Below are 7,924 nucleotides of genomic sequence, written 5' to 3' on the forward strand. Positions count from 1 at the left end.
CGATTAGGCGTAGGAACCTCGATCTTCTCACCGGCAAAGTGCACCTGTCGCCATATCAGCTGCCACACACCCCGCACTACCTGCGGATTCGGGACAGAGACTCGCCCATGACGTTCTCCCCGATCTCCTTGCTCTCCGCGCCCCGCCTGCCCGTACGGCAAGGGGTGTGCACCTGGGTAACGGGCAGGTGTGGGGGTCACGTTAGCGGGTGCGGTCCCGGTGGAGACCGAAGACGAGCGGCTGTGTGCTGAAGGGGCGGCGGCCAACACGGCTTCGCTGGGTGCCGCCCGCGGAGTCGGTACGGATCAGTGTGGGCCGGTGGCGCTCGGGGAGCTGGGCCAGGGCGAGTTGGGTGGCGGTGAGGGGGCCGGCGGCCGCGCAGCGGGGCGCGCCGTGGCCGGGAGTGATATGTCTGATCACGGACAGGTGCGGACCCGTGGGTAGCTCTCCCGTGACGAGCTGGGGCGTTCCTGTGCAGTGGAGCGTGACTGTCTCTTTGCCTCGACAAGGAGCCCGACGAGCTCCGGGGGGCCGCCGTAGATGGTCACGGTCACCGAGTGGTCACCGAGTGGTCTCCGGCATCGAGGTGGAAGCGGTGACCTCGTGCCATCGCGCGTGCATTTCCCCCATGTCGTAGTGAGGTGTTCGTCGTGCTTGAGGTCCCGCTCTGGTTGTGGGGGACGTTCGCTGTGCTGGTGGTCGTGTCGCTGGCGGTAGACCTGCTGTCCCACCGCACCGCGCATGTCATCCATTTCAAAGAGGCAGCTGCTTGGAGCGGGCTGTGGGTAGGCCTCGCCCTGATCTTCGGCGCGGTTGTCTTCCTCGTACTCGGCACCACTGCGGGTACCGAGTACACGACAGCCTGGTTGCTGGAGAAGAGCCTGTCGGTCGACAATCTGTTCGTCTTTGCCGTGATCTTCGCCTACTTCAAGGTGCCTCGCGCCTACCAGCACCGCGTGCTGTTCTTCGGTGTCATCGGCGCGCTCGTCTTCCGCGGGATCTTCCTCTCCCTCGGTGTGGCCGTGGTCAGCCGCTTCACCGCGGTGCTGTTCGCCTTCGCGGCAGTGCTCTTCTACAGCACCTACAAGCTCCTCAAGGACGAGGAGGAGAGCTTCGACCCGGGCAAGAGTTTCGCGGTGCGGATGCTCCGCAAGATCATCCCGGTGCGGGACGAGTACGCCGGGGCGAAGTTCTTCGTCAAAGAAGCCGGCAAGAGGATGGCGACTCCGCTGCTCGCGGTGGTCGCGGCCATCGAGGCCGCCGACCTGATCTTCGCTGTCGACAGTGTTCCTGCCGTCCTTGCGGTCAGTGACGACGCCTTCATCGTCTACACCAGCAACGCGTTCGCCATCCTTGGCCTGAGAGCCCTCTACTTCATGCTCGCCGGCCTTCTGGAACGCTTCCACTACCTGAGCAAGGGCCTGGCGATCATCCTCGCCTTCATCGGCGTGAAGCTCATCCTCCAGGCGTCCCACAAGCTGATCAGCCCTGACATCCCGGAAATCCCCTCACTGATCAGCCTCGCGGTCATCGTCGTCGTCCTGGCAGGTTCCGTGGTGCTCAGCCTCAGAAGGCCCGCCGTGGCAAGTGCTGTGGAACAGACTGACGCGCAGGAGGCCGCCTCCGCGACCACCGAGGAGCCCGGTTCTCCACGTGTGGATGAACCCGAACCTCTTGCAGGTCCACCGGACAGAGACCCGGGCCCTTGAGCGCTCCGATCTCTCGGCGGGAGGCACGGCACTTTCGTACATGCCAAAACAGGCATATCGTAAATATATGACAAAGGATAAGCAAAGGATCGAAGCGTACGTGTGCCCGGCCTGCAAGCAATCCGTGCCGGTCGCGGTCCACCGCCACAAGACCCTCGGCATATTCGTTCCCGTGTGGGGCCCGGGTGCATGCCGGAATCGCGACTGCCGCGACTTCCGGTTGGACCCCAGTCACAAGCACTCAACCGCCCGGTAGCCGATCGGCAGCGCGGGTGTCCGTGCACGACGGGCCGTTGTCAGGAGTCGCTGTCACGTCCCGTTGTTCGTGTCACCGACCCGGGTCATCGAGCGGCGCGACCTGCTTGCCCAGGCCCGCGAGGTCAACCCCCGCGAGGTCGTCGAGACATCACCCGGCGCCTGTGAGTGGCGGCGCGCTCGCAACGTCTGAGGGCCCACAGGCGGCCCATGAGCCCACCCAAAAGCCCCCGCCCCGCGAGAAAATCGCAGGTCGGGGGCTTGTCGGTGTCGCGTTACTTCTTCTTGCCCTGGTTCTTCACGGCCTCGATCGCAGCCTTTGCCGCGTCCGGGTCCAGGTATGTGCCGCCCGGCTTCAGGGGGCGGAAGTCGGCGTCCAGCTCGTAGGAGAGCGGGATGCCGGTCGGGATGTTGAGGCCCGAGATGGCGTCGTCGGAGATGCCGTCCAGGTGCTTCACCAGGCCGCGGAGGCTGTTGCCGTGGGCGGCGACCAGGACGGTCTTGCCGTCGAGGAGGTCCGGGACGATGCCGTCGTACCAGTACGGCAGCATGCGCTCGACGACGTCCTTGAGGCACTCCGTGCGCGGGCGCAGCTCCGTCGGGATCGTCGCGTAGCGCGGGTCGGCGCTCTGCGAGAACTCCGCGCCGTCCGCGAGCGCCGGCGGCGGGGTGTCGTACGAGCGGCGCCACAGCATGAACTGCTCCTCGCCGAACTCGGCGAGTGTCTGGGCCTTGTCCTTGCCCTGCAGCGCGCCGTAGTGGCGCTCGTTCAGCCGCCAGGAGCGGTGGACGGGGATCCAGTGGCGGTCCGCTGCCTCGAGCCCGAGCTGGGCGGTGCGGATCGCGCGCTTCTGGAGGGAGGTGTGCACGACGTCGGGGAGCAGGCCGGCGTCCTTGAGCAGCTCACCGCCGCGTACCGCCTCCTTCTCGCCCTTGTCGGTGAGGTCTACGTCCACCCATCCGGTGAACAGGTTCTTCGCGTTCCATTCGCTCTCGCCGTGGCGGAGGAGGATCAGCTTGTACGGTGCGTCGGCCATGGGTCCGAGCGTAATCGAACCCGTACGGGCGCCGCGCGCCCGGTCAAGGGGCGGACCACGGCCGCCGAGCGGGCGTGACGATTGACGGGCGGCGTCAATCGAGTGGCGGTCGGGGAATCGGTCTTCGTAATGTTCGGTCTGCCGCGGTACCGCTTACAGGTCCGCGTCCATTCCTTACGCCCTACGCCCCTGGGGGAGCTCCTATGTCCGTCGCCGGTCTCAGAAAGGCGGCACACGAGACGGTCGCCGGCTTCCCCAGGGAGTTCTGGTGGCTGTGGACCAGCACGCTGGTCAACCGCCTCGGGGCTTTCGTCGCCACGTTCATGGCGCTCTACCTGACCCTGGACCGGGGCTACTCGGCCTCGTACGCCGGTCTCGTCGCAGCTCTCTACGGGCTCGGCGGGGCCGTCTCGGCGCTGGGTGCTGGAGTGATGACGGACCGGCTCGGCCGCAGGCCGACGATGCTGATCGCGCAGTTGTCGACCGCGGTGTCCGTCGCCGTGCTCGGGTTCATGGTGCACCCGGTGGCCATCGCGGGCGTGGCGTTCGTCGTCGGTATGGCGAGCAACGCCTCACGGCCCGCCGTGCAGGCGATGATGGCCGACATCGTCCGGCCCGAGGACCGGGTCCGGGCCTTTTCGCTCAACTACTGGGCCGTCAACCTGGGTTTCGCCGTCTCGTCGGCCGGTGCGGGGTTCATCGCCGAGTACAGCTACCTCGCCGGCTTCATGGGCGAAGCCGCCCTGACCCTGCTGTGCGCCGTGGTCGTCTTCCTCAAGGTGCCGGAGTCCAGGCCCGAACAGGCGCCCCGGATCGCCGGGGTGCGCCCGCCGGACGACGTGCGTCTGAGCACGGTCCTGCTCGACGGGCGTTACATGGGCGTTGTCGGGCTGTCCTTCCTCGGCGCGCTGATCTTCCAGCAGGGTTACGTCGGGCTGCCGGTGGCCATGGGTACGGACGGGCTGTCCGCCTCGGACTTCGGCACGGCCATAGCCGTCAACGGTGTGCTGATCGTGGTCCTGCAGATCCCGGTGACCCGCTTCATCCAGCACCGTGACCCGCGTCGGCTGCTGATCATCTCGTCCCTGCTCGCCGGGTACGGATTCGGGCTGACCGCCTTCGCTGGATCCGTCGGGGTGTACGCGCTGACCGTCTGCGTATGGACCCTCGCGGAGATCGTCAACGCGCCGACGCAGACGGGCATCGTCGTACAGCTGTCCCCCTCGCACGGCCGTGGCCGCTACCAGGGGATGTACACGATGTCCTGGTCGGTGGCGGCGCTGGTCGCCCCGCTGATGTCCGGCTTCGTCATCGACCACTACGGCGCAGCGTGGCTCTGGGGGACCTGCGCGGTGCTGGGCACGGTGACCGCGGGCGGCTACTGGCTGCTGATGCGGAACCTGGAGCTGCCGGGTCCGGTGAAGCCCGCGCAGGTGGCTCCCGTGGTACCCGCCGCGCCCGCGACCCAGGCGGCACTCGCCGCACCCGCCGTCACCGTGGCCCCCGAGGCGTTGCCCGCCGACCGGGCCGTGGCCGCCGGGCCCGGGAGTGCGGGACCGTCCCTCTGAGCGAGCACGACGGCGGGGCCCCACGACGGATACGCGTCCGTCGCGGGGCCCCGCCGTCGCGTTACCGGGCCCGGGTCAGCCGCCGCACTGGCAGGGGGCGCCGGACTGGCAGCCGCACCCGCAGCCCGAGCCGCAGCCGCAGGCCCCCAGCACGGTCAGATGCACCACTTCGGTCGGAGGCTCCTGCTGGGGTTCGGTCACGGGGGAATCGGCCATGGTCCCTCCTCAGGGGGTACGACTCGACGGCGTACGGCACGAGCGCACGGCGCGCATGCCGACGACGGGGGATGTACGGCATGGCGCGCCGCCCCCGCACCCATTGCATGCCCCGCCAGGAGGGCGCATCAACGGCGCACGTAGGGGAACGGACGTACGGAAGCGAGGGCGACTGCGCCGGCCACGCCCCCTTCGCCGAGGTCGGAGCCCCTTTCGGTCTCCTCGTCGGGGCCTGAATCTCCGTACGCCCCCTCACCGAGGACCGATACCTACGCCCCCTCCACCGAGGTCGAAGCCTGCATCTCGTCCGCGTGCTCGCCCGTAACCAGGTACACGACGCGCTTGGCGACCGACACGGCGTGGTCGGCGAATCGCTCGTAGTACCGGCCGAGCAGCGTCACGTCGACGGCCGTCTCGATGCCGTGCTTCCAGCGGTCGTCCATCAGGTGCTGGAACAGCGTGCGGTGCAGCAGGTCCATCTCGTCGTCGTCCTGCTCCAGCTGGAGTGCCAGGTCGACGTCCTTGGTGATGATGACCTCGGCGGACTTCGCCATCAGCCGCTGGGCGAGCTGGCCCATCTCCAGGATGGTCGCGTGCAGGTCGGCGGGCACGGCGGTGGCCGGGAAGCGGAGCCGCGCGAGCTTGGCGACGTGCTGGGCTAGGTCGCCCGACCGCTCCAGGTCGGCACTCATCCGCAGCGAGGTCACCACGATCCGCAGATCCGTGGCGACCGGCTGCTGCCGGGCCAGCAGCGCGATGGCGCGTGCCTCCAGGTCGTGCTGGAGGTCGTCGACCTTCTGGTCCGCGGCGATCACGCTCTCGGCGAGCTTGAGATCGGCGTCGAGCATGGACGTCGTCGCCCGCCCGATGGCCGAGCCGACGAGGCGGGCCATCTCGACCAGGCCTTCGCCGATCGAATCGAGTTCCTCGTGATATGCGTCGCGCATGGAAGTCCCTCTCCAGATCCTTACTGAGGCCGGGGTCACTGGGCCGACCCCCACGTTGCCACGGTGCGGCCCCAACGCGTCGGGATCCGACCTCCCAAGTGAACCGTCACTATCCCCTTGGTGAACTCTGGGCGACGAGTGTTCGAGATGGCACTCGGATGGCTGGGAGAGTGTCGGCGAGCCCGCATAACCTTGAAGCATGGACGTGAACGCGGCGGTCGCCGCAGCTGCCGCGATCGCCGGGCTCTGTACCGGTGTGATCGCCGCGCTGGCGTTTCGCTGGAGCGAGCGCGAGCAGAAGCGGCCCACGCGCACGTCCCTGCGGCCGGACAGCAACGCCCCGCTCCCCCCGGGGGTCGACACCGTCCTGTCCGTGCTCAGCTCGTCCGCGGTCGTGCTCGACGAGAGCGACAGCGTGGTCAAGGCCAGCTCCGCCGCGTATGCGCTGGGGCTGGTCAGGGGAGGACGCCTGGCCGTGGAGCCCATGCTCCACATGGCAAGGGACACCCGCCGGGACGGCGAGATACGTCAGGGGGAGCTGGACCTGCCGCGCCGGGGCACGGGCCGCGGCGAGGCCCTGGCCGTCTCCGCCAGGGTGGCTCCGCTGGGCTCGCGCCTGGTCCTGCTGCTGGTCGAGGACCTCACGGAGGCGCGCCGTATAGAAGCGGTCCGGCGCGACTTCGTCGCCAACGTCAGCCATGAGCTGAAGACCCCGGTCGGCGCGCTCTCGCTGCTCTCCGAGGCCGTCATGGACGCCTCCGACGACCCGGAAGCGGTGGAGAGGTTCGCCGGCCGCATGCAGATCGAGGCGACCCGGCTGACCAACCTCGTGCAGGAGCTCATCGACCTCTCCCGGGTGCAGAACGACGACCCACTGGAGGACGCCGAGCCCGTACGGGTCGAGGAACTGGTCGTCGAGGCCATCGACCGGTGTCGCCAGCAGGCGGGCTCCAAGCAGATCACCATGGCCTCGGGCGGCACCGAGGAGCTCTTCGTCTGGGGCAACCGGGGCCAGCTCGCCGCAGCCCTCGGCAATCTCGTGGAGAACGCCGTCAACTACAGCCCCGCCCGTACGCGCGTCGGCATCGCCGCCCGTCGGCTCGCCGCGCCCGGCGGGGACCTCATCGAGATAGCCGTGACCGACCAGGGCATCGGCATCTCCGAGAAGGACCGCGAGCGTGTCTTCGAGCGGTTCTACCGCGTCGATCCGGCCCGGTCGAGGGCCACCGGTGGCACCGGTCTCGGCCTCGCCATCGTCAAGCATGTGGCCGCCTCGCACGGCGGGGAGGTCACCGTCTGGAGCTCCGAGGGACAGGGCTCCACGTTCACCCTGCGACTGCCCGAGTCGGGCGTCGTCAGGGCTCGTACCAACGGCGGACCGTTCGCCTTCGACGACGGAGTCGACGACGAGGGGCCGTACGAGACCGATACTTTTGAACCATTTCCTGCCCCGGAGGCTCTTCCGTGACCCGAGTGCTTGTCGTCGAGGATGAGGAATCCTTCAGCGACGCCCTGTCCTACATGCTGCGCAAGGAAGGTTTCGAGGTGGCCATCGCGGCCACCGGCCCGGACGGCCTCGACGAGTTCGAACGCAACGGCGCCGACCTGGTGCTCCTCGACCTGATGCTGCCGGGCCTGCCCGGTACGGAGGTCTGCCGTCAGCTGCGCGTGCGGTCGAACGTCCCGGTGATCATGGTCACCGCCAAGGACAGTGAGATCGACAAGGTCGTCGGCCTGGAGATAGGAGCCGACGACTACGTGACCAAGCCCTTCTCGTCGCGGGAGCTGGTGGCCCGCATCCGTGCGGTCCTGCGCCGTCGCGGCGAGCCGGAGGAGATCACGCCGGCGGCCCTGGAGGCCGGTCCGGTCCGGATGGACGTGGACCGCCACGTCGTCACCGTGTCCGGCGGCAAGGTCGACCTCCCGCTGAAGGAGTTCGACCTGCTCGAGATGCTGCTGCGCAACGCCGGCCGCGTGCTCACACGTATGCAGCTGATCGACCGGGTGTGGGGCGCGGACTACGTCGGGGACACCAAGACCCTGGACGTCCACGTGAAGCGGCTCCGGGCGAAGATCGAGCCCGATCCGGGGGCGCCGCGCTACCTCGTGACGGTGCGCGGCCTGGGCTACAAGTTCGAGCCGTAAACCGGGGGCCGGAAGCGGCGTGGTGGGGTGTCTCCGGTCGGAGACAC

General features: G+C 68.5%; 9 protein-coding genes. 5 read left to right on the top strand and 4 right to left on the bottom strand.

Annotated elements, in window-relative coordinates:
* Positions 1 to 201: 201 nt before the first annotated feature.
* The gene (locus ACFU5K_RS30495; protein WP_384067562.1) at positions 202 to 420 is read right to left on the bottom strand and encodes a hypothetical protein; all 219 of its coding nucleotides are present in this window, start codon (positions 418 to 420) and stop codon (positions 202 to 204) included.
* Positions 421 to 650: 230 nt separating this feature from the next.
* On the opposite strand from ACFU5K_RS30495, the gene ACFU5K_RS30500 reads away from it, so the two are divergent.
* A complete protein-coding gene (locus tag ACFU5K_RS30500) occupies positions 651 to 1,709 on the top strand; it encodes a TerC family protein (protein WP_384067565.1) in 1,059 nt (352 codons plus the stop codon).
* A 325-nt stretch (positions 1,710 to 2,034) separates the two neighbouring features.
* Positions 2,035 to 2,157, top strand: coding sequence for a hypothetical protein (locus ACFU5K_RS30505; RefSeq protein ID WP_384067568.1), 123 nt, complete (start codon positions 2,035 to 2,037; stop codon positions 2,155 to 2,157).
* A gap of 82 nt (positions 2,158 to 2,239) precedes the next feature.
* Here ACFU5K_RS30505 and ACFU5K_RS30510 read toward each other — a convergent pair whose 3' ends face one another.
* A complete protein-coding gene (locus ACFU5K_RS30510; RefSeq protein WP_384067571.1) occupies positions 2,240 to 3,001 on the bottom strand; it encodes a phosphoglyceromutase in 762 nt (253 codons plus the stop codon).
* A gap of 203 nt (positions 3,002 to 3,204) precedes the next feature.
* On the opposite strand from ACFU5K_RS30510, the gene ACFU5K_RS30515 reads away from it, so the two are divergent.
* Complete coding sequence (locus ACFU5K_RS30515) at positions 3,205 to 4,569, top strand: MDR family MFS transporter (protein WP_384067574.1); 1,365 nt, start codon at positions 3,205 to 3,207, stop codon at positions 4,567 to 4,569.
* A gap of 75 nt (positions 4,570 to 4,644) precedes the next feature.
* Here the strand turns inward: ACFU5K_RS30515 and ACFU5K_RS30520 are convergent, their stop codons facing one another.
* Positions 4,645 to 4,785, bottom strand: a complete 141-nt coding sequence (locus ACFU5K_RS30520) for a hypothetical protein (RefSeq protein ID WP_327116189.1) — start codon at positions 4,783 to 4,785, stop codon at positions 4,645 to 4,647.
* A 269-nt stretch (positions 4,786 to 5,054) separates the two neighbouring features.
* Complete coding sequence (gene phoU / locus ACFU5K_RS30525; RefSeq protein ID WP_384067578.1) at positions 5,055 to 5,732, bottom strand: phosphate signaling complex protein PhoU; 678 nt, start codon at positions 5,730 to 5,732, stop codon at positions 5,055 to 5,057.
* A 199-nt stretch (positions 5,733 to 5,931) separates the two neighbouring features.
* Between phoU and ACFU5K_RS30530 the strand changes: the two genes are divergently transcribed.
* Both ACFU5K_RS30530 and ACFU5K_RS30535 read left to right on the top strand, forming a co-directional pair.
* Positions 5,932 to 7,200 carry a sensor histidine kinase gene (locus ACFU5K_RS30530; protein WP_384067581.1) on the top strand — a complete coding sequence of 423 codons (1,269 nt, stop codon included), beginning with the start codon at positions 5,932 to 5,934 and terminating at the stop codon, positions 7,198 to 7,200.
* The gene (locus ACFU5K_RS30535; RefSeq protein WP_327116183.1) at positions 7,197 to 7,877 is read left to right on the top strand and encodes a response regulator transcription factor; all 681 of its coding nucleotides are present in this window, start codon (positions 7,197 to 7,199) and stop codon (positions 7,875 to 7,877) included. Before ACFU5K_RS30530 ends, ACFU5K_RS30535 begins: the two co-directional genes overlap by 4 nt.
* Positions 7,878 to 7,924: the final 47 nt, after the last annotated feature.

It is taken from the genome of Streptomyces sp. NPDC057428, from assembly GCF_042803195.1.
GTDB lineage: Bacteria > Actinomycetota > Actinomycetes > Streptomycetales > Streptomycetaceae > Streptomyces.